At 74.5% G+C, this 24,550-nt stretch carries 17 protein-coding genes; 7 read left to right on the top strand and 10 right to left on the bottom strand.

All coding sequences use genetic code 11. From position 1 onward, the window contains the following. Positions 1–74: 74 nt before the first annotated feature. Positions 75–4,808, top strand: coding sequence for a HAMP domain-containing protein (locus ACA361_RS10600; protein ID WP_375011668.1), 4,734 nt, complete (start codon positions 75–77; stop codon positions 4,806–4,808). Between the two features lie 53 nt (positions 4,809–4,861). Further along, a complete protein-coding gene (locus ACA361_RS10595; RefSeq protein WP_375011667.1) occupies positions 4,862–5,512 on the top strand; it encodes a two-component system response regulator in 651 nt (216 codons plus the stop codon). Here the strand turns inward: ACA361_RS10595 and ACA361_RS10590 are convergent. Beyond that, positions 5,509–6,948 (bottom strand): aldehyde dehydrogenase, encoded by a 1,440-nt coding sequence (locus ACA361_RS10590; RefSeq protein WP_375011666.1) that lies wholly within the window; start codon positions 6,946–6,948, stop codon positions 5,509–5,511. The genes ACA361_RS10595 and ACA361_RS10590 overlap by 4 nt on opposite strands. Positions 6,949–7,081: 133 nt before the next feature. On the opposite strand from ACA361_RS10590, the gene ACA361_RS10585 reads away from it, so the two are divergent. Beyond that, complete coding sequence (locus tag ACA361_RS10585; protein ID WP_375011664.1) at positions 7,082–7,693, top strand: disulfide bond formation protein DsbA; 612 nt, start codon at positions 7,082–7,084, stop codon at positions 7,691–7,693. Between the two features lie 48 nt (positions 7,694–7,741). Here the strand turns inward: ACA361_RS10585 and ACA361_RS10580 are convergent, their stop codons facing one another. Together ACA361_RS10580 and ACA361_RS10575 are read right to left on the bottom strand one after the other, a co-directional pair. After that, complete coding sequence (locus tag ACA361_RS10580; protein WP_375011663.1) at positions 7,742–8,194, bottom strand: dCMP deaminase; 453 nt, start codon at positions 8,192–8,194, stop codon at positions 7,742–7,744. Beyond that, the gene (locus ACA361_RS10575) at positions 8,187–8,876 is read right to left on the bottom strand and encodes a RibD family protein (protein ID WP_375011662.1); all 690 of its coding nucleotides are present in this window, start codon (positions 8,874–8,876) and stop codon (positions 8,187–8,189) included. Before ACA361_RS10575 ends, ACA361_RS10580 begins: the two co-directional genes overlap by 8 nt. 165 nt (positions 8,877–9,041) lie before the next feature. Here ACA361_RS10575 and ACA361_RS10570 point away from each other — a divergent pair, with 165 nt between their 5' ends. Beyond that, entirely contained in the window at positions 9,042–10,172 is a 1,131-nt protein-coding gene (locus ACA361_RS10570; protein WP_375011661.1) for an exonuclease SbcCD subunit D, read from the top strand. Between the two features lie 66 nt (positions 10,173–10,238). Next, positions 10,239–13,265, top strand: a complete 3,027-nt coding sequence (locus ACA361_RS10565) for an AAA family ATPase (protein ID WP_375011660.1) — start codon at positions 10,239–10,241, stop codon at positions 13,263–13,265. A 28-nt stretch (positions 13,266–13,293) separates the two neighbouring features. Here ACA361_RS10565 and ACA361_RS10560 read toward each other — a convergent pair whose 3' ends face one another. Together ACA361_RS10560 and ACA361_RS10555 are read right to left on the bottom strand one after the other, a co-directional pair. After that, on the bottom strand, positions 13,294–14,076 hold the full coding sequence (locus ACA361_RS10560; RefSeq protein ID WP_375011659.1) for an SAM-dependent methyltransferase: 783 nt from the start codon (positions 14,074–14,076) through the stop codon (positions 13,294–13,296). 98 nt (positions 14,077–14,174) lie between these two features. Then, a complete protein-coding gene (locus ACA361_RS10555) occupies positions 14,175–14,387 on the bottom strand; it encodes a hypothetical protein (RefSeq protein ID WP_375011658.1) in 213 nt (70 codons plus the stop codon). A 63-nt stretch (positions 14,388–14,450) separates the two neighbouring features. Here ACA361_RS10555 and ACA361_RS10550 point away from each other — a divergent pair, with 63 nt between their 5' ends. Beyond that, on the top strand, positions 14,451–15,446 hold the full coding sequence (locus ACA361_RS10550; RefSeq protein ID WP_375011657.1) for a helix-turn-helix transcriptional regulator: 996 nt from the start codon (positions 14,451–14,453) through the stop codon (positions 15,444–15,446). 88 nt (positions 15,447–15,534) lie between these two features. Here ACA361_RS10550 and nhaA read toward each other — a convergent pair whose 3' ends face one another. After that, complete coding sequence (gene nhaA / locus ACA361_RS10545; RefSeq protein WP_375011656.1) at positions 15,535–16,854, bottom strand: Na+/H+ antiporter NhaA; 1,320 nt, start codon at positions 16,852–16,854, stop codon at positions 15,535–15,537. 300 nt (positions 16,855–17,154) lie between these two features. Between nhaA and ACA361_RS10540 the strand changes: the two genes are divergently transcribed. Further along, entirely contained in the window at positions 17,155–18,810 is a 1,656-nt protein-coding gene (locus tag ACA361_RS10540) for a penicillin-binding transpeptidase domain-containing protein (protein WP_375011655.1), read from the top strand. 32 nt (positions 18,811–18,842) lie between these two features. Here the strand turns inward: ACA361_RS10540 and ACA361_RS10535 are convergent, their stop codons facing one another. The 4 genes from ACA361_RS10535 to ACA361_RS10520 are packed head-to-tail and all read right to left on the bottom strand — an operon-like array spanning position 18,843 to position 24,497. Next, positions 18,843–20,099, bottom strand: coding sequence for an NAD(P)/FAD-dependent oxidoreductase (locus ACA361_RS10535; RefSeq protein ID WP_375011654.1), 1,257 nt, complete (start codon positions 20,097–20,099; stop codon positions 18,843–18,845). Next, positions 20,096–21,508 carry an NAD(P)/FAD-dependent oxidoreductase gene (locus tag ACA361_RS10530; RefSeq protein ID WP_375011652.1) on the bottom strand — a complete coding sequence of 471 codons (1,413 nt, stop codon included), beginning with the start codon at positions 21,506–21,508 and terminating at the stop codon, positions 20,096–20,098. Before ACA361_RS10530 ends, ACA361_RS10535 begins: the two co-directional genes overlap by 4 nt. Further along, positions 21,505–22,938, bottom strand: coding sequence for an FGGY family carbohydrate kinase (locus tag ACA361_RS10525; RefSeq protein ID WP_375011651.1), 1,434 nt, complete (start codon positions 22,936–22,938; stop codon positions 21,505–21,507). Before ACA361_RS10525 ends, ACA361_RS10530 begins: the two co-directional genes overlap by 4 nt. Further along, a complete protein-coding gene (locus ACA361_RS10520) occupies positions 22,935–24,497 on the bottom strand; it encodes an amino acid permease (RefSeq protein ID WP_375011650.1) in 1,563 nt (520 codons plus the stop codon). The genes ACA361_RS10525 and ACA361_RS10520 overlap by 4 nt, the downstream gene beginning before the upstream one ends. Positions 24,498–24,550 lie beyond the last annotated feature (53 nt).

Raw genomic sequence — 24,550 nt, 5'->3', positions numbered from 1 at the left:
ATTCGCGGGGTGTGTGACGCAACATAGTGACACTATGAACGGGCTCAGACACGCCCAGTCGGCAAGGTTCGCCTATGAGTGGATCCTCGAGCACCACCTCCCCGGCCGAGCCGGCCGCGGAGCCCGCACCGGCCGGCCCGGTGGCGCCGGCCGCGGAGCCCGCGCCGCCGCCCGGCACCGAGGCCGGGCTGCGTTCCCTCCTGGAGGCGCTGCGGGCGCTGCGCGACGGCGACTTCCGGCCGCGCTTCAACGCCCCGCCCGAGGGGACGCTGGCCGAGGTCGGCGAGGTGCTCGCCCAGATCCTCGACCGCAACCGGCACCTGGCCGACGAGCTCGAACGCGTCTCCCGCCAGGTCGCCCGCGAGGGCCGGCTCGACGAGCGGCTCGCCGCGGGCCCGGGCCAGGGCCGCTGGCACGCCGGCGTGGAGTCGGCCAACACGCTGCTCGACCACATCGCGACCCCGCTCACCAACACCGCCCGGGTGCTGGAGGCGGTGGCCGCGGGCGATCTGTCGCAGCGCGCCGACCTGGAGGCCGGCAACCGGCCGCTGCACGGCGACCTGCGGCGGCCCGGCCAGGCCGCCAACCGGATGATCGACCAGCTGGCGCTGTTCACCTCCGAGGTGACCCGGGTCGCGCGCGAGCTGGGCACCGAGGGCCGGCTGGGCGGCCGGTCCAAGGCCCGCGGCCTCACCGGCAGCTGGGCGCACGTCACCGAGGCCGTCGACGACATGGCCACCCGGCTGACCGCGCAGGTCCGCGACATCGCGGCGGTGACCACGGCCGTCGCCCGCGGCGACCTCACCCGTACGGTCACGGTCGAGGCGACCGGCGAGATGCTGGAGCTGAAGCTGACCGTCAACACGATGGTCGACCAGCTGTCGGCGTTCGCCGACGAGGTGACGCGGGTGGCCCGCGAGGTGGGTACGGAGGGGCGGCTGGGCGGCCAGGCGCAGGTGCGGGGGGTGTCGGGCACCTGGAAGGACCTGACCGAGTCGGTGAACGTCATGGCCAGCAACCTGACGTACCAGGTCCGCAACATCGCGCAGGTCGCCACCGCCGTCGCCAAGGGCGACCTCAGCCAGAAGATCACCGTGGACGTCAAGGGCGAGCTGCTGGAGCTGAAGGACACGCTCAACACGATGGTCGACCAGCTGTCGGCGTTCGCCGACGAGGTGACCCGGGTGGCCCGCGAGGTCGGCACCGAGGGCCGGCTCGGCGGCCAGGCCCAGGTGCGCGGCGTCTCCGGCACCTGGAAGGACCTCACCGAGTCGGTCAACGGCATGGCCAACAACCTGACCTCGCAGGTGCGCAACATCGCGCAGATCACCAAGGCGGTGGCGGACGGCGATCTGTCGAAGAAGATCACGGTCGACGCGCAGGGCGAGCTGCTGGAGCTGAAGGACACCCTCAACACGATGGTCGACCAGCTCTCCGGCTTCGCGGGCGAGGTGACGCGGGTGGCGCGCGAGGTCGGCACCGAGGGGCGGCTCGGCGGCCAGGCCCAGGTACGGGGCGTGTCGGGCGTCTGGAAGGACCTGACCGACAACGTCAATTCCATGGCGAACAACCTGACGTCGCAGGTGCGGAACATCGCGCAGATCACCAAGGCGGTGGCGGACGGCGATCTGTCGAAGAAGATCACCGTTGACGCGCAGGGCGAGATCCTGGAATTGAAGGACACGCTCAACACGATGGTCGACCAGCTGTCGGCGTTCGCCGACGAGGTGACCCGGGTGGCCCGCGAGGTCGGCACCGAGGGCGAGCTGGGCGGCCAGGCCCAGGTGCGCGGCGTCTCCGGCACCTGGAAGGACCTCACCGACAACGTCAACTTCATGGCGAACAACCTGACGTCGCAGGTGCGGAACATCGCGCAGATCACCAAGGCGGTGGCGGACGGCGACCTGTCGAAGAAGATCACCGTCGACGCGCAGGGCGAGATCCTCGAACTCAAGGACACCATCAACACGATGGTCGACCAGCTGTCGGCCTTCGCGGGCGAGGTGACCAGGGTCGCCCGCGAGGTCGGCACCGAGGGGCGGCTCGGCGGCCAGGCGCAGGTGCGCGGCGTGTCGGGGGTCTGGAAGGACCTGACCGACAACGTCAACGGCATGGCCAGCAACCTGACCAACCAGGTCCGCGAGATCGCCCAGGTGGCGACCTCGGTGGCCGGCGGCGACCTGACCAAGAAGATCACCGTGGACGCGCGCGGCGAGATCTTCCAGCTGAAGACGACGATCAACACGATGGTCGACACGCTCTCGGCGTTCGCCGACGAGGTGACCCGGGTGGCCCGCGAGGTCGGCACCGAGGGCGAGCTGGGCGGCCAGGCGCAGGTGCGCGGCGCGTCCGGCGTCTGGAAGGACCTCACCGACAACGTCAACGCGATGGCCAACAACCTGACCTACCAGGTGCGCAACATCGCGCAGGTCACCACCGCCGTCGCCGAGGGCGACCTGACCAAGAAGATCGACGTCGACGCGCAGGGCGAGATACTCAAGCTGAAGACGACGATCAACACGATGGTCGACACGCTCTCGGCGTTCTCCTCGGAGGTGATCCGGGTCGCCCGCGAGGTCGGCAGCCGCGGCCAGCTGGGCGGCCAGGCCCAGGTGCCGGGCGCGACCGGCGCGTGGAAGGACCTCACCGCCAACGTCAACCTGCTGGCCAGCAACCTCACCACCCAGGTGCGGGCGATCGCCGAGGTGGCCAGCGCGGTCAGCGGCGGCGACCTGACCCGGTCGATCTCCGTCGAGGCGCGCGGCGAGGTCGCCGAGCTGAAGGACAACGTCAACCTGATGGTGGCGACGCTGCGCGAGACCACCCGCGCCAAGGACTGGCTGGAGAGCAACCTCGCCCGCATCGCCGGGCTGATGCAGGGCCACCGCGACCTGGTCGAGGTGGCCGGCCTCATCCTCAGCGAGCTGACGCCGCTGGTCGCCGCGCACTACGGCGCGTTCTTCCTCGTCCAGCGGGAGGGCCGGGACGAGCCGGTGCTGCGCCTGATCGCCGGGTACGGCTACCGCCGCCGCCAGGGCGGCTCGGCCGAGGAGATCCTGTTCGGCGAGGGCCTGGTCGGGCAGGCGGCGGTCGAGCGCAAGCGGCTGATCCTGACCGACACCCCGGTCGACTACCTCAAGATCTCCTCCGGGCTGGGCGAGGCGCCGCCGGCCTGCGTGGTGGTGCTGCCGATCGTGTTCGAGGACGCGGTGCTCGGGGTGATCGAGCTGGCCGCGTTCAGCCGGTTCAGCGATGTCCACCTGGCGTTCTTCGACCAGTTCGTCCACACGATCGGGGTCGCGATCAACACGATCCTGGCCAACGCCCGCACCGAGTCGCTGCTGGCGGAGTCGCAGCGGCTGACCCGGCAGCTGCGCGAGCGCTCCGGCGAGCTGCAGCGCCAGCAGGAGGAGCTGCGCCGCTCCAACGCCGAGCTGGAGGACAAGGCCGCGCTGCTGGCCCGGCAGAACCGCGAGATCGAGGTGCAGAACACCGAGATCGAGCAGGCCCGGCGGGCGCTGGAGGAGCGGGCCGAGCAGCTGGCGCTGTCGTCGCGCTACAAGTCAAACTTCCTGGCCAACATGTCCCACGAGCTGCGCACCCCGCTCAACAGCCTGCTGCTGCTGGCCAAGCTGATGTGGGCCAACCCCGACGGCAACCTGACCGCCGAGCAGGTCGAGTTCGCCCGGACGATCTACGGCGCCGGCCGCGACCTGCTCCAGCTGATCGACGACATCCTCGACCTGTCCAAGATCGAGGCGGGCCGGATGGAGATCCATCCGGAGGAGATCCGGCCGGCCGACCTCGTCGACTACGTGAACGTGACGTTCCGGCACGTCGCGCTGGAGCAGGGCCTGGAGTTCGAGGTGCGGCCGTCGCCCGACCTGCCCGCCGTGCTGTACACCGACGAGCAGCGCCTGCAGCAGATCCTGCGCAACCTGCTGTCCAACGCGATCAAGTTCACCACCGAGGGGTCGGTCCGGCTCGACATCGCCCCGGCGACCGGCGCGTACTTCGCGCTGGAGCCGCTGCGCGAGGCGGAACGGGTGATCGCGTTCACCGTCACCGACACCGGGGTGGGCATCCCGCCGAGCAAGCTGGAGGACATCTTCGCCGCGTTCCAGCAGGCCGACGGCACCACGAGCCGCAAGTACGGCGGCACCGGGCTGGGCCTGTCGATCTGCCGGGAGATCGCCGAGCTGCTGGGCGGCGAGATCCGGGCCAGCAGCCGGCCGGGCGACGGCAGCACGTTCGCCCTCTACCTGCCCGAGCGCGCCGCGTCCCCGCCCCTGCCGGCGCCCGCCGGGGAGCCGGGCGCGCCGGCCGGCGGGGGGCGCCCCGCGGCGGGCACCGGGACGCTGGTCAGGGGCGGCCCGGAGACGGCCGACGCCGCCGATCCCGGCCCGGTGGTCGCCCGCGACGAGCTCTTCGAGGGCCGCACGGTGCTGATCGTCGACGACGACATCCGGAACGTGTTCGCGCTGAGCACGGTGCTGGAGCGCTCGGGCCTCAAGGTGCTCTACGCCGCCGACGGCCGCCAGGGCATCGAGAGCCTGGAGCAGAACGAGGACATCGCGCTGGTGTTCATGGACGTGATGATGCCCGGGATGGACGGCTACGCGACCACGCGGGCGATCCGCGCGACGCCGCGGTTCGCGACGATGCCGATCGTCGCGCTGACGGCCAAGGCGATGAAGGGCGACCAGGAGAAGAGCCTGGAGGCGGGGATGTCGGACTACGTGACCAAGCCGGTCGAGATCGAGCACCTGTTCGCGGTGCTGCGCCGCTGGCTGGAGCGCGGCCGTTAGGAGCGCCGGCGGGCGCCCGGCGACGGACGCCGCGGACGGGAACGGGGAGCGGGATGGACGGTGACGAGGCCAGGATCCTGCTGGTGGACGACCAGGAGGAGAACCTGCTGGCACTGGCGGCGATCCTCCGGACGGTCGAGGCCGACGTGGTGTCGGTACGGTCCGGCGAGGATGCGCTGCGGGCGCTGATGACCGGCGACTTCGCGGTGATCCTGCTGGACGTGCTGATGCCCGGGATGGACGGGTTCGAGACGGCGTACCACATCAAGCGCAAGGACCGTACCCGCGACGTCCCGATCATCTTCCTGACCGCCGCCCGCAGCGAGCCCGACCTGTCGTTCCGCGGATACGCGGTCGGCGCCGTGGACTACCTCGTCAAGCCGTTCGACCCGTGGGTGCTGCGCTCGAAGGTCGACGTCTTCATCGAGCTGCGCCGCGAGCGCCGCCGGTCCATGGAGCGCGCGGCGATCCTGGACGGCGTGTTCCCCGGCGCGACCGGCCTGTCGCGCGGCACGCTGCTGGCCGGCGAGCTGGCGGAGCGGCTGGCGGCGGTCGAGGCGGCCCGGGACGCGCTGGCGGGCAGGGTGGAGGACGTGGCCGCGAAGGAGGCCCTCCAGGTCCTGGACCAGGAGCTGGAGGGCCTCCGCGCGGCGCACGAGTCCCTGTTCGGCCGCCGCGGGCCGGACGGGTCCGCGGCCGGCTAGCCGGCGGCGGGGCGGGGGATGGCCTTGTGCTCCAGGTACGGGGAGAGCCCCTCGGGGCCGAGCTCGCGGCCCAGGCCGCTGTCCTTGTAGCCGCCGAACGGGGTGTTCGGCTCCATGATGTACATGTTGACGCCGCAGCTCCCGGTGCGGATGCGCCGCGCGACCTCGACGCCGTGGTCGACGTCGGCGGTCCACACCGAGCCGCCGAGGCCGTAGTCGCTGTCGTTGGCGATCCGGATCGCGTCCTCCTCGTCCTCGTACGGCAGCAGCGCCAGCACCGGGCCGAAGATCTCCTCGCGGGCGATCCGCATGTCGTTGGTCACGCCGCCGAACACGGTGGGCCGCACGTACCAGCCGCGGTCGTGCGGGCGGTCAAGGCCGCCGGTGATGAGCTTGGCGCCCTCGTCCTGGCCGATCCGGATGTAGTTCTCGACGCGCTCCTGCTGGCGGCGGGCGACGAGCGGGCCGATCTCGGTGGTGTAGTCGGCCGGGTCGCCGACCGACAGCCCGCCGACCATGGTGGCCAGCGCGTCGGCGACCTCGTCGTAGCGCGAGCGCGGCGCGAGGATGCGGGTCTGGGCGGCGCACGCCTCGCCGTTGTTCATCAGCGAGGCCAGCTTGAAGCCCTCGACGGTGGACGCGAGGTCGGCGTCCTCCAGGATGATCGCGGCGGACTTGCCGCCCAGCTCCAGCGTGACCGGGCGCAGCCGCTGCCCGCAGGCCGCGCCGATCTGCCGGCCGGCGGCGGTGGAGCCGGTGAACGCGACCTTGTCGACGCCGGGGTGCTCGACCAGGTACATGCCGGCCTCGCGCCCGGCCGGGACGATGTTGACGACCCCGTCCGGGATCCCGGCCTCCTCGATCCACTCGGCCAGCAGGTAGGCGTCCAGCGGCGCCTCGGGGGACGGCTTGGCCACGACCGTGCAGCCCGCGATGAGCGCCGGGGCGAGCTTCATCATGAGCGTGAACTGCGGCACGTTCCACGGGTAGATCGCGGCGACCACGCCGACCGGCTCGCGGGTGACGGTGACCGGGCCGAGCATGCCGGGCCGCTCCTCCTCCCAGGTGAAGGAGGCGGCGAGGTCGACGTAGTACTGCAGCGTCATCTGCGGGATGGCGGCCTGACCGAAGATCGAGAAGCCGATGGGCGAGCCCATCTCCGCGGTCGCCAGGTCGGCCATCTGCTGCTGCCGCTCGGCGTAGATCGCCGACAGCCGGCCGAGGACCTCGGCCCGCTCGGCGGGCGTCATCCGGGGCCAGGGGCCGCGGTCGAACGCCTCGCGGGCGGCGGCGACGGCGGCGTCCATGTCGGCGGGGGTGCCGTCCGGAACCCGCCCGATGACCTCCTCGGTGTGCGGCGAGATCACATCGATCGTGCCGGTGCCCGAGGGGGTGGTCCACTGGCCGCCGATGAACAGCCGATCGTGCTCGCGCATGCTGCCGTACCTTCCCCAGCGCAGGAAAAACTTTGACCGAGTGCTTGCTTGGCACAGCATCGCATGCCGCCCCCCGGCGTTGGCAAGAGCTGATGAGACTACAGTCTCATTCCGGTCGTGGGAGCATGGCCCGATGACGATCGCGGACTTCTGGTTCGACCCCGCCTGCCCGTACACCTGGATCACCTCCCGCTGGCTGCTGGAGGCGGCCGAGGTGCGGCCGATCGAGGTGCGCTGGCACGTGCTGAGCCTGTCGGTGCTGAACGAGGACCGCGAGGACGACCCGGAGAACGACCCCGAGGGCTACCTGTGGCTCCCCGTGCGGGTCTGCGCGGCCGTCGCCGTCGAGCACGGGCAGGAGGCCCTCGGCCGCTTCTACACCGCGCTCGGCCACCGGCTCCACGAGGGCGACGGCGAGTGGGACCCCGACGCGTTCGCCACCGCGCTCGCCGAGGCCGGCCTGCCCACCGAGCTCACCCGGGCCGCGCTGACCGAGGAGTACGACCCCGCCGTGCGCGCCTCCCACTGGGAGGGCATCGCCAAGATCGGCACCCATGTCGGCACCCCGATCATCGTGGCGACCGGCGCGGACGGGGCCGAGTCGGCGTTCTTCGGCCCGGTCGTCTCGCGCGTCCCGCGCGGCGAGGAGGCCGGCCGGCTCTGGGACGGGACGCTGCTGGTCGCCGGGATCGAGGGATTCCACGAGCTGAAGGGCGCGCCGCACGCGCCGCCGGACTTCAGCTGAGACCGGTGCCGCCGCCGGAGCCGCGGACGCGGGCCGGGGCGCGGTCGTTCAGCGGGAGAGCAGGTGGGCGTTGGGCTCGCGGGCGAGACCGGCCAGCGCGGGGATCTCGACGACCTCGACGCCGTGCGCGCGGAGCCGCTCGGCGCCCGTCCCCGGGACGAACAGCGCGGGCTCCCGCCAGGCGAACACCACCCGGGCGAGGCCCGCCGCGATGATGCGGTCCGTGCAGGACAGCGGGCGCGACTTGCGCTCGCCGCACGGCTCCAGTGAGCTGTAGACCGTCCCGCCGGCGAGCGCCGGGCGGTCCGCCCCGGCGAGCGCCGCCTCCTCGGCGTGGTCGTGCGGATCGGACTCGCGCGAGTACCCCCGCGCGACCTCGCGGCCGTCCGCGCCGACGATGACCGCCCCCACCGAGAACGCGGTGTCCGACGGAGGGCAGCGCCGGGCCAGCTCGCAGGCGAGCCGCAGCCACCGCTCGTCGTCCGCTGTGCTCTCAACCACGGGCGGCCGCTCCGATCAGGTAGCGCAGCAGGACCAGGTCGCCGATCCGCGTCGACTCGGCCAGCCGCATCGGCCGGGCGGGCGACTGCGGGAACACCCCCGGCCCGGCGAAGCGCGGCGCGGACGGGTCGCCGATGAAGAACGGCGCCACGACCAGCTGCAGCTCGTCGGCCAGCCCGGCGGTCAGGAAGCGGGTGTGGACCCCGCCGCCGCCCTCCACCATCAGCCGCCGCACCCCGCGCGCCGCCAGGTCGGCGAGCAGCGCCGGCAGGCTCACCGGGTCGCCGGCGTCCAGCACCTCCGCGCGGCCGGCCAGCCGCTCCGCCAGCTCCGGGACGGCGGCGGGCGGCGCGTACACCAGCTTGGGGGAGTCGCCGGTGGTGAAGAACCGCGACTCCGGGTCGACGTCGCCGCTCGCGGTCAGCGTCACCTTGGTCAGGTCGGCGGGCAGCCCGCGCGCCGCGCGCCGCTCCCGCCGCGCCGCGGACCGGATCAGCAGCTTGGGGTCGTCGGCCCGGATCGTCCCGGCACCGACCATGATCGCGTCGCAGGACGCGCGCACGGCGTCCACCCGGTCGAAGTCGGCCGGGGTGGACAGCCGCAGCCGCTCCGGGCTCGCGTCGTCGATGTACCCGTCGACCGACATCGCGCAGCTCAGCAGCACGTAGGGGCGCTCGCTCACGCCCGCAAGCCTAGGGGAACCGGGAACGGCGCCGGTCCTGGGGAGCGGGATGGCGGGGGCGGGATGGCGGGGGCGGGAATCGTCCGGAGATATCGGAGATCATCCGGGTGCCCCCGGCGTTTCTGCGCCGCGGGTGTCGGAGGCGACCCCTAGGGTGGCTGCGACATGCGACTCCTCCACACCTCCGACTGGCATCTGGGCCGGTCCTTTCACCGCGAGGGGCTGCTGGGCGCCCAGGCGGACTTCATCGACCACGTGGTCGAGACCGTGCGGTCGGAACGGGTCGACTGCGTGCTCATCTCCGGCGACGTCTACGACCGCGCGCTGCCCGGCGTCGACGCCGTGCGGCTGTGCAACCAGGCGCTCGAACGGCTCGCGGAGCTGACCCGGGTGGTGCTCATCGCGGGCAACCACGACTCGGTCCAGCGGCTCGGCTTCGGCTCCTCGCTCATGGACGCCGGCGGCGTGCACATCCGCACCGACCCGTCCCGGGTGGGCGAGCCGGTGATGGTCGGCGACACCGCCGTGTACGGCATCCCGTACCTGGAGCCCGAGCTCGTCCGCAACGACTGGGAGCTGGACGAGCGCAGCCACGCCGCCGCGCTGACCGAGGCCATGGCCCGCGTGCGGGCCGGCATGGCGGCGCGGCCCGGCACGCGGTCGGTGGTGATGGCGCACGCGTTCGTCACCGGGGGAGAGGCGAGCGACAGCGAGCGCGACATCTCGGTGGGCGGCGCGTCCAGCGTCCCGGCGGCGGTGTTCGAGGGCGCCGACTACGTCGCGCTGGGGCACCTGCACGGGCGGCAGGCGATGACCGACCGGGTGCGCTACTCCGGTTCCCCGCTGGCGTACTCGTTCTCCGAGGAGCGCCACGTGAAGGGGTCCTGGCTGGTCGACCTGCGCGGCGGGGAGCCGCACGCGGAGTTCGTCGAGGCGCCCGTGCCGCGCCGCGTCGGCCGCCTGCGCGGCCGCATCGACGACCTGCTGGCCGACCCGCGCCACGAGGCGTACGAGGACCGCTGGCTCCAGGTGACGCTGACCGACCCGCGCCGCCCGTCCGGCGCGATGGAGCGGCTGCGCCGCCGCTTCCCGCACACGCTCGTGCTGGGCTTCGAGCCGGAGGGCGCTGGCGACGACGGCGGCCGCACCTGGTCCGAGCGGGTCAAGGAGCGCTCCGAGCTCGACATCGCGGGCGACTTCGTGGCCGAGATGGGCGACGCCCCCGCGACCGCCGCCGAGCGCGACCTGCTGCACGAGGCGTTCGAGGGCTGCCGCCTGAAGGAGGCGCGGCTGTGAGGGCGGCGCGGGGCGCCGTTCCCTCACCCGAGTACAGAGAGGCGCTGGCGTGAGGGGCGTGCCGGCATGAGGCTGCACCGGCTGGAGGTCACGGCGTTCGGGCCGTTCTCGGGCACCGAGGAGATCGACTTCGACGCGCTGTCGGACGCCGGGCTCTTCCTCATCCAGGGCCAGACGGGGGCGGGCAAGACCAGCGTGCTCGACGCCGTCTGCTACGCGCTGTACGGGCAGGTCCCCGGGGCGCGCAACGCGGTGAAGGGCCTGCGCAGCGACCACGCGGCCGACGGCGCGGCGCCGCGCGTGGTGCTGGAGACGACGATCCGGGGCCGCCGGCTGCGCGTCACCCGGTCGCCCGGGTGGGAGCGGCCCAAGCTGCGCGGCACCGGCACCACCTCCGAGAAGCCCAAGGCGCTGCTGGAGGAGCTGGAGCACGGCGCGTGGGTCGGGCTGTCCAACCGGATCGACGAGGCGAGCGACCTGATCGGGCAGCTGCTCGGCATGACGGCCGAGCAGTTCTGCCAGGTGGCGATGCTGCCGCAGGGCGAGTTCGCGGGCTTCCTGCGCGCCAAGGCCGAGGAGCGCCGCAAGGTGCTCGAACGGCTCTTCACCGCCGAGGTCTACACCCACGTCGAGAAGTGGCTGGCCGACCGGCGCGCGGCGACCGGCCGGGACGCGGGCGAGCTGCGCGCCGGCGCCGAGGCGATCGCCGAGCGCGTCGCGGAGGCGACCGGGGCCCGCCCGCCGCGCGGCCTCACCCCGGGGCCGGTGCCGCGGCCGCGGCAGGGCGAGCCGGAGGACGAGCCGTTCGACGAGGTCGAGGTGCTGCCCGCGTGGGCGGCCGAGCTGGCCGTCCAGCACGAGGCGATCCGCGCCTCGGCCGCGGAGCTGAGCGGTGCGGCCGCCGCCGCCGAGCAGGCCGCCCGGGCCGCGCTGGACGAGGCGCGCGCCCTGGCCGACCGGCGGCGCCGGCACGCCGACGCGCTGCGCCGCCGCGACCTGCTCCAGGAGCGCGCGGGCGAGCGCGCCGAGCTGACGTCCCGGCTGGACGCGGCGGCCCGCGCCGACCGCGTCGTCCCGCTGGTCCGCAACCTGACCGACCGCACCCACCGTGCCAAGGCCGCGCGGGACCGCGCGAGCCTCGCCCGGTCCCGGGTCGCGGCCCTGGCCGGCCCGAGCGCGGCCGAGGACGTCCTGGCCAAGGCCGAGCGGTCCCGCCGCGACGACATCGCCGCGCTGGACGCCATGCGCGAGACGGCGCGGCGGCTCGAACAGGTCACCGGCGAGCGGCGGGAGCTGGCCGCGGAGCGCGACCGGCTGGAGCCGCGGGAGGCCGCGCTCGCCGCGACGCTGGACGAGCTGCCCGGCGTGGTGGCGGAGCGGCGGGCGGCCTGCGAGGACGCCCGGATCACGGCGGCGGGCCGGCCCGGTGCCGAGGCCGCCGTCCAGGACGCCCGGCGCCGCCTCGACGACGCCGGGCGCCGCGACCGGCTGGCCGTCCTGCTGGACGAGGCCGAGGACGGGCGGCGGCGGGCGGTCGACGCGGCGCAGGAGGCCCGCGACCGGCTGCAGGAGCTGCGGCAGGCGCGGCTGGAGGGCATGGCCGCGACGCTCGCGGCCGACCTGGCGCCGGGGGAGCCGTGCCGGGTGTGCGGGTCGGCGGAGCATCCCGCGCCCGCCACCGCCCTCGGCCTGATCCCCGCCCAGGAGGACGAGGAGCGCGCCGAGGCGGCCTACGAGCAGGCGCAGGAACGGCGCGACGAGGCGTCCAGGCAGGTCGAGTCGCTGCGCGCCCAGCGCGACGCGGCGCTGGAGAGCGTCGGCGAGACGCCGGTCGCCGACCTGGCGGCCGACCTCGACGCGGCCGGGGAGGCGCTGGCCGCCGCGGCCGCGGCGGCGGCCGAGGCCGACCGCGTGGAGGCGCTGCTGCACCAGGCCGAGCGGGAGCTGGACCAGGCCCGCGACGGGCACGCCGATCTCGTGCGGCGGCTCACCGCCGGCCGCGCGCGCGACGAGGAGCTCGCCGGCCAGGAGCAGCGGATGCGGGCCGAGCTGGACGAGGCGCGCGGCGACGACCCGTCGCTGGAGGCCCGCGTCCGGCGGCTGGCCGCCGAGGCCGACGCGCTCGGCGAGGCCGTCCGCGCCATCCAGGACGCCGACCGCGCGGCCGAGGAGCTGGCCGCCGCCCGCGCCGAGGCCAGGGCGGCCGCCACCAACGAGGGCTTCCGCACGCCCGACGAGGTCGCCGCCGCCGCGCTGGCCGACGAGGAGCAGGCGGGGCTGCGCGACCGGGTGCGCTGGTTCGACGACCAGGAGGCGACGGTCCGCGCCGACCTCAAGGACCGCGAGCTGGCCGCCGCGGCCGCCGCGCCCGAACCCGACCTGGACGCGCTGGCGGCCGCCGTCGATGCCGCCGAGTCGGCGCACGCCGAGGCCGCCTCCGCCGCCGCGGCCGCGCGCCGCCGCTGCGAGCGGCTGGCCGAGCTGCGCCGCGACCTGGCCGCCGCGGTCCGCGACTGGCGCCCGGCCGCCGAGCGGCACCGGGTCGCCGCGCGGCTTGCCGGCCTCGCGTCCGGCAAGTCGCCCGCCAACCGCCTCGGCATGTCGCTGTCGGCGTACGTGCTGGCCGCCCGGCTGGAGCAGGTCGTCGCCGCGGCCAACGAGCGGCTCGACCGGATGTCGGCGGGCCGCTACGAGCTGGAGCACACCACCGCCAAGGCCGCCGGCGACCGGTCCAAGAGCGGCGGCGGGCTCGGCCTGCGCGTGGTGGACGGCTGGACGGGCGTGCGCCGTGAGCCGGTCACGCTGTCGGGCGGCGAGTCGTTCATCACCTCGCTGGCGCTGGCGCTGGGCCTGGCCGACGTGGTCACCGCCGAGGCCGGCGGCACCGAGATCGGCACGCTGTTCGTGGATGAGGGCTTCGGCACCCTGGACGAGGAGACCCTCGACGAGGTCATGGACGTCCTGGACGGCCTGCGCGACGGCGGCCGCGCGGTCGGCATCGTCAGCCATGTCGCCGAGCTGCGCACCCGCATCCCGGCGCAGCTGCGCATCACCAAGCGCCGCACCGGATCCACCGCCGCGATCGCCCTCTGACCCCGGGCGGTCAGAGGGCGGTGGCGGTTCACGGTTTGCGGCCGACGCCTCCCAGGAGCCAGCCGGTGGCGGGCTCGTGCGGGCGGTCGGGCCGCCAGTCCGGCGCGTACACCAGGCCGGGCTCGGCCAGCTCCAGGCCCTCGAAGCAGCTCGCGATGAACGCGCGCGGCCGCAGCGTGATGATCACTCCGTTGCGCTCGATCAGCTCGTCCCGGATCCGCGACTCCTCGGGGGTGAGGTTCTCGTCGGTGAGGTCGCTGAGCGCCAGCCGGCTGCCGGGCGCCATCGCGTCGCGGAACGCGCGGACGGTGGAGCCGGGGTCCTCCTCGTCGGTCAGATGGCTGAGCACGGCGCACATCAGCACCCCCACCGGCCGGTCGAAGTCGATCAGCTCGGTGACCTCGGGATGCTTCAGGATGCCCTGCGGGTCGCGGGCGTCGGCGCGGACGGCGGTCGCCGCGCGCACGGAATGGAGCAGCGACTGGTAGTGCACGACGGCGACCGGGTCGTTGTCGACGTAGACGACGGGCGCGTCCGGGGCGACGCCGTGCACGACCTGGTGCACGTTGCCGTTGCCGGGCAGGCCGCAGCCGACGTCGACGAACTGCCGGACGCCCTCGTCGAGCAGGTGCCGCAGCGCGCGCCGCATGAACTTGCGGTTCTCGCGGGGGAGCAGGCGGGCGGCGGGGAGCGATTCGAACGCTTGCAGGGCGACGTCACGATCGGGGGTGTAGTTGTCCTTGCCGCCGATCGAGAAGTCGTAGATGCGGGAGCTGGCGGGGCCTTCGAGGCCGTGGGGGTCCTTGACCACGCGCAATATCCTGGCATCGGAGCGCGACGAAATCAGTACTCTGCGCACGGCGTTTTCCGGGTTTTTCCCCCATCGCGCCCGTCCGGCCCCCGCCGCGGTCAGCCCAGCTTGCGGAAGAACGCGCGCACGTCCTCGATCAGCGGCTCCGGCCGCTCCATCGCCAGGAAGTGCCCGCCCTGGCCCGCCTCGTTCCAGTGCACGACGTGGTGGTCGCGCTCGGCCCCCGGACTCGCCGCCCCACTCAGGTCGTCCAGCCGGGACTGCGGGATGTCGATGCGGAACGGGCGGATGCCCGCTGCTGTGTCGGTCATGGGAACCACGCTAGAAAGCCCTTAGGACGCTTCCGGTCCTAAGTCGCTGGCATTCTTGTCCCCATGCTGGAGACCTCGGCCAGGCTGCTCAAGCTCCTCTCCCTGCTGCAGACCCACCGCGACTGGTCGGGCGCCGAACTCGCCGGACGCTTGGACGTCACGACCCGTACCGTCCGCCGGGACGTGGAGCGCCTGCGCGAACTCGGCTACCCGGTGCACGCCGTCCAGGGCACCGCCGGCTACCGGCTGGGGGCGGGCGCGTCGCTGCCGCCGCTGCTGCTGGACGACGACGAGGCGGTCGCCGTCGCGGTGGGGCTGCGGTCGGCGGCGGGCGGCGCGGTCACCGGGATCGAGGAGACCTCGCTGCGCGCGCTGGCCAAGCTGGAGCAGGTCCTGCCGTCCCGGCTGCGGCACCGGGTGAACACGCTCCAGGCGGCGACGGTGCGGGTCGGCGCGGCGGGGCCCGCGGTCAGCCCCGACACGCTGATGACGATCGCCGACGCCTGCCGCCGGCACGAGCGGCTGCGCTTCGACTACACGAACCTGGGCGGCGAGGACACCGTCCGCTCCGTCGAGCCGCACAGCCTCGTGAGCTTCGGCCGGCACTGGTACCTGGTCGCCTGGGATCCCGGACGCGACGGCTGGCGGACGTTCCGGGTGGACCGGCTGCGGCCGCGCACGCCGTCCGGGCCGCGGTTCACGCCCCGGCCGCCGCCGGACGGCGACGTCGCCACGTACCTGACGTACCGGCTGTCGTCGCGGAGCTGGCCGGTCCGGGCGACCGTCGCCCTGCACGAGTCCGCCGAGGCCGTGGCCGACCGCGTCTGGCCGGGCATGGGCGTCGTCGAGGCCGTCGACGACCGCGGCTGCCTGATGCACACCGGCGCCGACACCCCGTGGGCGCTGGTCTGGATGATCACGTCGGTGAACGCCGACTTCACCCTCGTCAGCGGCCCGCCGGAGCTCCACCAGGCCCTCCGCGACCAGGCCGCGCGCTGCCTGAACGCGGTGGACCCGGCCGGTCCGGCGGATCGGCCGGGCTCGCCGGATCCGCGATGACCTCCGCGGCGGTCACGCCGTCCACCTCGCCGAACGGCATCGGCCGCGCTCGGCCGGACCGGCCGCCGCGAGGCGCACCGCGCGGGGGTCAGCGGTCGCCGGTCTGGTAGACGTCGGGGATGCCGTCGTGGTCGAGGTCGGCCGTCTCCTCCTCGTGGATGCGGCGGTACACCCGGTTGCGGGCCCGCAGCACCACCGCGGCCAGCGCGCTGGCGGTCAGCGAGCCGGCCAGGACACCGATCTTGACATGGTCCTCGGCCGGGGTGCCGGTGCCGAACGCCAGCTCGCCGATCAGCAGCGAGACCGTGAAGCCGATGCCCGCCAGCATCGATAGGCCCAGGACGTCCACCCAGGCCAGGCCGCCGTCCAGCCGGGCGCGGCCGACCCGGCCGACCAGCCAGGTGGCGGCCATGATGCCGAGCGGCTTGCCGAGGACCAGCCCGGCCACGATCCCCAGCGCGATCGGGTCCGACAGGGCCGTGCCCAGGCCGGCGAGGCCGCCGAACGCCACGCCCGCCGACAGCAGCGCGAACAGCGGGACCGCGACGCCGGCCGACAGCGGGCGGAAGCGGTGCTCGAAGTGCTCGGCCAGCCCGGGGCCCGCGTCGGGGCCGCCGGCCTTCTCGCTGCGCAGGACGGGGACCGCGAAGCCCAGCAGCACCCCGGCCACGGTGGCGTGCACGCCGGACTCGTGCACCAGGACCCAGGTGACGGCGGCCAGCGGCAGCAGCAGCCACCAGGACCGGACCCGGCGCTGCACCAGCAGGGTGAACAGCGCCAGCGGGACCAGCGCGCCGAGCAGGGCCGGGACCTTGAGGTCCTCGGTGTAGAAGACCGCGATGATCGTGATGGCGATGAGGTCGTCGGCGACCGCGAGCGTCAGCAGGAACGTGCGCAGGGCGGCGGGCAGGAAGCGGCCGATCACCGCCAGCACGGCCAGCGCGAACGCGATGTCGGTCGCGGACGGGATCGCCCACCCCTTGGCGGCGCCGTCGGCGCCCGCGGTGACCAGCAGGTAGATCAGCGCGGGGGCGATGACGCCGCCGAACGCGGCCGCGACCGGCACCGCCGCCCGCCGCGGGTCGCGCAGGTCCCCGGCCACGAACTCGCGCTTGAGCTCCAGCCCGGCCACGAAGAAGAAGATCGCCAGCAGGCCGTCCGCGGCCCAGGTCGCCAGCGAGAGGTCCAGGTGCCAGGCGGCCGGCCCGACGGTGAACGAGCGGAGCGACTCGTACGCCCCGGACCAGGGGGAGTTGGCCCACACCACCGCGATGACCGCGCCGGCCAGCAGCAGCGCGCCGCCGATGGTCTCCTGCCGCAGGATCTCCGCGATCCGGCTCGCCTCCGGCCAGGATCCGCGGCCGAAGAGAACCCTCCTGCGGCCAGGCGTGCCGAACTCCGAACCCACCGGGCCCCCCAAAAGTCGACGTAAAGGACAAACAATCGCCGACCAGACTTCCCGGCACACCGAGGACCACCTTACGCGAAGTGCCGATCGCCGTCCGCCACCGGGGGGCGCGCCGCCTGCCGCCGGCCCCGCCGCCGGCGTGACCCCGGCCACTCCGAAGCCTTCCCCGGCTACTGCGGAGAACTCTCCTCATCTGCGACGATATGCGTTCCCATATCGCTGCCTCCGCGATATCCGTCTTGGACGCGCGGCCGGGGGAGTGGTGTCCTGTGGGCAGTTCGGCACGACAGGGGGGACGGCATGCGCAGAACGCACGCCATCATCGCGGCCGTCACGGCGTTCGCCGTGCTGGCCGTGGCGGGGATCGTCTGGTTCCTGCGCTCGGGGGACGGCCCGCGGGACACCGGCGAGGAGTTCCTGGCCGCCTGGCAGCGCGGCGACGCCGCCGCCATGCGCGCCCTCACGGCGGGCGCGCCCGCCGACTTCGAGCAGCGCGTCACCCGGGTGCGCGACGACCTCGGGGTCGTGAAGCAGCGGTTCTCGGTCAGCTCGGTCGGCGACCCGAAGGACGGCCGGGCCGGTGGATCGTTCCGCGCCGAGTACACGCTGGCGGGGAACCGCACCTGGGCCTACGACGGGACGCTGCCGTTCGTGGAGCGCGACGGCGAGTGGCGGGTGGCGTGGTCGCCGCGGCTGTTCCACCCGTCGCTCGCCGAGGGGCAGCGGCTGCGCGCCAGCCGCTCGTGGCCCGACCGCGCCGCCGTCCAGGCCGCCGACGGCACCGACCTGCGCGGCTCCTCGTCCGGCTCGGTGGCGCAGCTGGTCGGTCCGACCGGCCCCGCCTCGGCCGAGGCCGCCGGGAAGCTCGGCGCCCCGTACCGGCAGGGCGACCCGGTGGGCACCGACGGGCTGCAGAAGCAGTACGAGAAGCGGCTCGCGGGCACGCCCGCGATGGCCGTGCAGATCGTCGACGCCGAGGGGAGCCCGGTGAAGACGCTCCAGCGGTTCGGGGGGACCGAAGGGCAGCCGCTGAGGACCACCCTCGACCTGAAGGTCCAGGAGGCGGCAGGGAAGGCGCTCGGCGACGTCGGCAAGCCCGCCTCGCTGGTGGCCGTCCGGCCGTCCACCGGCGAGATCCTCGCCGTGGCCAACAAGCCCGGCGGCTACAACCGCGCGCTGATGGGCCGCTACCCGCCCGGCTCGACGTTCAAGGTCGTCACCGCCGCCGCGCTGGTGGCGGGCGGCCTGGGCGTGACGACCCCGGTCGGCTGCCCCGCCACCACGACCATCGGCGGGCGCACGTTCAAGAACTCGGGGAACGAGGCGTTCGGGACCGTGCCGTTCCGCGAGGCGTTCGCGCACTCGTGCAACACCACGATGGCCGACCAGACCGTCAAGCGGCTCGACCAGGAGCGGCTGGCGCAGGTGGCGGGCCAGTTCGGCTTCAACGCGCCGATCATCGCCGGGCTGCCGGCGGTGCGGGCCTCGTTCCCCGGCACCAGGGACGACACGGCGCTGGCCTCGGCGTCGTTCGGCCAGGGCGAGGTGCTCACCAGCCCGCTGAACATGGCGAGCGTCGCCGCCGCGGCCGCCTCCGGCACCTGGCGCTCGCCGCGCCTGGTGGACGCCGCGCTCGCGTCCCAGGCCGTGGACGCCGGCGGCCGCCGGCCGGAGGCGCCCAAGCGGCTGGAGCCGGCCGTGCGGAAGGCGCTGCGGACCCTGATGCCCGCCGTCGTCAGCGAGGGCACCGCCGCCGGCGTCGACTTCCCGTCCGGTACGGCCGGGAAGACCGGCACGGCCGAGTTCGGCACCGCCGCGCCCGGCCAGGACCCGCCCACGCACGCCTGGTTCATCGGCTACCGCGGCGACGTGGCCTTCGCCGTGATCGTCGAGGACGGCGGCACCGGCGCCGGCGCGGCCGCCCCCATCGCCGCCCGCTTCCTGCGCTCCCTCTGACACTCCGGCACGGGTCCCGGGCGGCGGACCGCTCAGCGGCGGAGCGAGACGCGCACGTCGCCGCCGTCCGGGCGGGCCCCGTCCAGCATCCCGGCGGGGACGCGGAACACCCGCCCGGGCGCCGCGGGCCACGGCAGCCGCCGCTCGGCGAGGGTGCGGCCGTCCTGGGAGACGGTGACGCGGGGGAACGGCACGTACTCGTCCGCCCACGCCAGCAGCCGACCGCGGGCGGGGCCGCGCCCGCCGGGCCGGTGCGTCCCCGGGGAGATCCAGCGCAGCGGCGCCTCCGCGACGACCCGGACCGCGCCGCCGGGGCGGGGCAGGCCGGCCAGGTGGTCGAGGACGCTCCCGGCCACGTGCGCGCCGTCGAGGGCCGCGACGTCCGCGGTGTCCACGGGGTGCAGCAGGTTGCCCGCGGCGAAGACCTCCGGGCGGCTGGTGCCCAGCGCGCCGTCCACGGCCGGGCCGAGGGTGCCGGGGTCCAGGTCGAGCCCGGCGGCGCGGGCCAGCTCGTTGTCGGGGATCCAGTCCCCGGTGAACACGACCGTGTCGCAGGGCACGTTCCACCGCCGGCCGCTGCCGGCGTCCTCGATCTGGACGGCCTCCACGCGGCCCTTGCCGATGATCCGGACCACCCGGGTGCGGGTGCGCAGCGGCACCCGCAGCCCGGCCCGGCCCGCGAGGGGGAGCAGCGCGTACGCCTCGCCCCGCGGCCGCTCCGAGGTCATCAGGACGGTCCGGCAGCCGGCCTCGCGGAGGGTCAGCACGGCCGACCAGCTGACCAGCTCGCTGCCGACGACGACCGCGCGCCGGCCCGGGCTGCGGTGGTGCAGGTGGACGAGGTTCTGCAGGTGGCCGGTGGTGTAGACGCCGTCCGGGCGGTCCCCGGGGATCAGCCGTGCCGTCCGGGGGCGCTCGCGGGCGCCCGTCGCCAGCACGATCGCCCGCGGCCGGACCTCGAACAGGCCGTCGGGCGCGGTGACCTCCAGGCCCCCGTCCGGGGACCAGCCGGTCACCATCGCGCCGGTGCGGATCTCGGCGCCCGCCCGCTCGGCGGCGCGCACCATGCGGCGGGCGTAGTCCGGGCCGGTCAGGACCCGGTGCAGGTCCCGGACGCCGAAGCCGGTGTGGGCGCAGTGCCGCGGGATGCCGCCGGCGTCCCGCTCGCGTTCGAGGACGAGGGTCCCGCCGGGGACGGCCGGGGCGAGCTCCGCGGCGGCGCGGAGCCCGGCGGGCCCGCCGCCGACGATGGCCACCGCGGGCGTCAGCCGGGTGCGTGTCGTGCTCATTCGTCGCCTTCCTCGTTGCCTTCCCCGGTGGCGGCCAGCATCCCGGTGACGTTCGCGCCGCAGTAGAAGCCCTGGCAGCGGCCGTTCATGGCGCGGGTGCGGCGGCGCAGCCCGTCCAGGTCGCACGGCGGGATCGTGCTCGCGAGCGCGTCGCGGATCTCGCCGCGGGTGACCCGCTCGCAGAAGCACACGACGGTGCCGTACTCCGGGTCGGCGGCGATGCGCTCCGCGTCGGCGTACGGCCGCGGGAACGCCTCGCCGATGTTGGGCATCCGCGGCGGGTCCGGCAGGCCGGCGCGCTCGCGCAGCTCCAGGCCCGCGTCGCCGAGCAGCCCCCGCAGGTGCTCGGCGACCGCCATGGCCGCCGTCAGGCCGGTGGACCGGATCCCGCCGGCGACCGCGTAGCGCCGCGCCGCGTCGACCTCGACGGTGTAGTCGGGGACGTCGCTCGCGGCGCGCAGCCCCGCGTACGTCGCGGTGACCTCCTCCCGCAGCAGGGCCGGCATGATCCGCTCCCCGCGGTCGAGCAGGAACGCGTAGCCGTCCTCGGTGGTCGCGGTGTCGGTGCGGTCGGTCATGTCCTCGGCGGTCGGGCCGAGCATCACGTTGCCGTAGATCGTCGGGCTGATCAGCACGCCCTTGCCGAGCCTGGACGGCACCGGCAGCACGATCCGGTCCACCAGCGGCCGGGCCTGCTTGTCGTACACCAGCAGCTCGCCGCGCCGGGGGTGCAGGTGGAAGCGGTCGTACCCGAACATGGCGTCCAGCACGTCGCCGCCGAGCCCGGCCGCGTTGACCACCCACCGCGCGCGGACGTCGCCCCGGCCGGTGTGCAGGACGGTCGCGTCCGGGCCCCGGGTGACGGACTCGACGCGGTGCGAGCGCAGCAGGCGCGCGCCGCGCCGTACCGCGTCGGTCGCCAGCGCGAGGGTGGTGGTCCAGGTGCAGATGATCGACTCGCCCGGCACGGTCAGGCCGCCGAGGGCGCCGGGGCCGAGGGACGGGACCTGCCGGTACACCTCGTCGGGGCCGACGATCCCGGCCTCGGTGTAGCCGTTCTTCCCGGCCTTGTCCTTCAGGCCCGGGAGCGCGGCGAGCTGCTCGTCGTCCCAGGCCACCAGGAGCGCGCCGGTCGGCTCGTACGGGATGCCGGTGCGGTCGGCGTAGTCCTTGAGCAGGCGGTACCCCTCCGCGACCAGCCGCGCCTCCAGGGTGCCGGGGGTCGCGTCGAAGCCGGTGTGCAGGATCGCCGTGTTGGCCTTGCTGGTGCCGTCGCCGACGTCGGCGCGGGCGTCCAGCAGGACGACGTCGAGCCGGTGGCCCGCCAGGACGCGGGCGATGGCCGAGCCGACGACACCCGCGCCGATCACCGCCACGTCGGCGGTCCGCGGGGTCTCGGATGGTGTCACTTTCTCTCCTTACCGATCGCGGAGTCCTCGACGGCCGCCGTCCACCGGGCCCGGAACTCGGCCGCCTCGCCGGCGCCGATCCGCGGGGTGTAGCCGGTGGCCGGCGCCCAGCCGACGACCGCGTCCGCCGGCGGCAGCGCCGGGTCGGCGGCGCAGCGGGCGAACGCGACGGCCCCGAGCGCGGTCGCGTGTTCGGACGGGTACACCTCCACCCGGGCCTGGAGCAGGTCCGCGACGGCCTGCATCAGGACCCGGCTGCGGGTGAGGCCGCCGTCGACGCGCCGCGTCGACGGCCGGGCCCCGGTGTCGCGGGCCGTGCAGTCCGCCAGCTCGGCGACCTGGGCGGCGATGCCGTCCAGGACCGCCCTGACCAGGTGGCCGGACGTGGTGGACAGGGTCATGCCGGTGAACGAGGCGGTGGCCTCCGGCGCCCACCACGGCGCCGACAGCCCGGCCAGCGCGGGCACGCACAGCACCCCGCCGGCGCCGTCCGCGGCGGCCCGGTCGAGCTCCGGCGCGCCGCCCACCAGGCCGAGGTCCTGGAGCCAGCGCACCGCCGAGGCGGCGGTGGGGACCTGGCCGTCCAGGCAGTACGACGTCGTGCCGCGCACCCGCCACGCCACCGACGCGGCGAGTCCCGAGCCGGACCGGGCGGGCCCGGTGCCCATGTTGGCCAGCAGGAACGCGCCCGTGCCGAACGTGCACTTGGCCTCGCCGGGAGCCAGGCAGCGCTGGGCGAGCAGCGCGGCCTGCTGGTCCACCACCAGTCCCCCCACCGGCGTGCGGGCACCGAACGCGGCCGTCTCGCCCACGATCTCGTCGCAGGCCGCGATCCGCGGCAGCGCCTCGTCCCCGAGGCCGAACACGTCCAGCAGCTCGGGGCTCCACGCCCCGGTGTCCAGATCGGTGACCAGCGACCGGGACGCCGTCGCGGCGTCGGTGACGAACTCGCCGGTGAGCCGGTGCAGCAGCCAGGTGTCGGACGTGGTGACGACGCCGCCGCCGGTGAGCCGGTCCCGGATCCAGCGCATCTTCGGCGCCGAGAAGTACGGGTCCAGCACGAGCCCGGTGCGCCGGGCCACCAGGTCCGCCCATTCCGCGCGCTCGGCGCAGATCTCCGCGGCCCTGCGGTCCTGCCACACGATCGCGGGGGTGAGCGGCTCGCCGGTCGCCGGATCCCAGGCCAGGACGGTCTCGCCCTGGTTGGCGAGCGTCACGCAGCCGATCGCCGCGCCCGCCTCGCGCACCGCGCGGCGGCCGGACTCCAGGACCGAGTCCAGGAGCTCCTGGGGGTCCTGCTCGACCCCGCCGCCGGGCAGGTAGCGGGGCCGCACCGGCAGCTCCACCACGCTCAGCACCCGGTCGGAACCGTCGACGACCATCGCCTTGGTGCCGGACGTGCCCTGGTCGATGGCCAGTACGGTCGTCACGGCCGGCCTCCGGAGGCCGGATCGGGCCGGGCGGGCGCGTCGTCGTCCAGGACCCGGTCGATGTCGTGCAGGTCCGGCATGGAGAGCCCCTTGGTGCCGTGCCGAATCAGCAGGTACGCCAAGTAGACCGCACCGATCGCGGACATCACCGCGACGTACCGCCAAGGTTCGGCGAAGGACGCGTCACGGAAGATCAGCAGTTCGTAGACCAGCCAGACGACGGCCAGCACCAGCACCGGGACCTCCCAGCGGCCGAGCTGGAAGCCGCGCGAGGGCGGCAGGCTGCGGCGCTTGGCGATGTAGAGCGCCGTCGTCGCCGCGTAGATGATCGCTGGCAGCAGGGTCGCCGCCGAGAACAGCGAGAACAGCGCCTGGGTGGAGCGGGCGAACGTCGCGAGCAGGATCTGCGCGATCACGAAGACCAGCACGGCGGCGTTCATCGGCGTCCCGGTGGAGCCGTTGATCCGGCGCAGCAGCTGCCAGCCCGGGAAACGCCGGTCGCGCGACATCGCCCAGACCAGCCGGGTGCCGCTGAGCAGGATCACCAGCCCGCAGGAGAAGATCGAGATCACCACGAGGACCAGCAGGCCCTTGCCGACGTACGAGCCCAGCACCCGCGCGATCACGTCCGCCACCGGGGTGTCGGACCGCGCCAGCGCGGCGGGGTCCTCGGCCAGCGCGGTCACCGCGATGAGGAACAGCATGCCGAGCACGCCGAGGCCGACCACGGCCCGGGCCATCGCCCGCGGCACCACCCGCGCGGGGTCCTTGGTCTCCTCGGCCAGGTTCGCCGCGGACTCGAAGCCGACGATGGTGAACGCGCCGAGCAGGAAGCCCATCGCCCACGGGCCGACCGAGGCCGCCCCGCCCAGCGAGAAGTACCCCTCGGCCGGGACGTCGCCGCGGCTGAACAGGGTGCCGAAGTCGAGCTGGCCGGTGAACGCGCCGACGGCGAACAGCAGCACGGTCAGCGCCACCATGCCGATCAGCTGGACGGTGACCGCGACGGTGTTGACCCGCTGCGTCGCCCGGGTCGAGAGGGCGACCAGAATCGCCTGGAGGAGCACCACCACGCCGGTGATGACCCAGGCGTTCTGGTTGGTGCCCTCGTACTGGAACAGCACCGGCAGGATCGTCGCGGCGATCGTGTAGTCGACGGCGACGACCACCACCGCGAGGAACATGAAGGAGACCCAGCCCATGATCCAGCCGAGCACCGGGTTGGCCAGCCGCGACGTCCACTGGTAGGCGTAGCCGCTGACCGGGATGCGGGCGGCGAGCGAACCGAAGATCAGCGCGACGCACAGCTGGCCGACCACCACGACCGGCCAGGTCCAGATGCCCATCGGCCCGGACGACTGGAGCACCGACCCGTAGGCGGTGAAGATGCCCGTCGCGATCGACACGAACCCGAACGCCACCGCGAACGAGGCGTACCAGCCCAGCTCCCGCTCGACCTCCTGCTCGTAGCCGAACTCCGACAGGCCCTCGCCGGCCGGTCTCCCGCCGGCGGCCGGACCCGCCGCCGCGCTGCGCGGCGGCGTGGAAGAATCGGTCATCGGTCGTCTCCTTGCGTGTTCCATGAGGGGTTGGCGATCCGGCCGGGCGGCGT

Origin of the sequence: Actinomadura sp. 21ATH, assembly GCF_041951345.1 — a bacterium.
In the GTDB taxonomy this organism is placed as follows: domain Bacteria; phylum Actinomycetota; class Actinomycetes; order Streptosporangiales; family Streptosporangiaceae; genus Spirillospora.
This window is presented reverse-complemented; position numbering and strand designations above follow the sequence as displayed.